Here is a 330-nt window from a genome sequence, read left to right as displayed (position 1 = left end):
GATGCTCCACCGACAGGCAGGCCGATTGTTTGACGATCAGCGTGGCCCGCCACTCCGAGAGCACCCCCGACTCCAGCGCGGCCAGAGTGTGCGGCATCTCATGCACCAGCGCCTGAGCGAACCCGAGGTGCCGGTTCCCGCACGACGGGGCGTCATGGCGGGCCAACGCCACCTCCGACGCCAGCCCCATGCCACGTTTGCGGGCCGGAACCCCGGCGGCCTCCTCGGCAGCACGGCGTTTAGCAGCCCACAACGCCGTCACCCGCGCCTGCGCCGCCGCCGTCGCCGACTTCAACCGTTCAAGCTGCTCGACCTGATCCCGCAGCGCAG

General features: G+C 70.6%; 1 pseudogene. It reads right to left on the bottom strand.

The annotated features are described in order from the left end of the window. Window positions 1-325 (bottom strand): annotated as a pseudogene (locus tag H7I57_RS29420) (HNH endonuclease); the annotation flags it as partial. Between the last annotated feature and the right edge of the window lie 5 nt (window positions 326-330).

It is taken from the genome of Mycolicibacterium pyrenivorans, assembly GCF_025821625.1.
GTDB lineage: Bacteria > Actinomycetota > Actinomycetes > Mycobacteriales > Mycobacteriaceae > Mycobacterium > Mycobacterium pyrenivorans.
The sequence above is the reverse complement of the archived record's forward strand: the minus strand, read 5'-3'. Positions and strand labels throughout refer to the sequence as shown.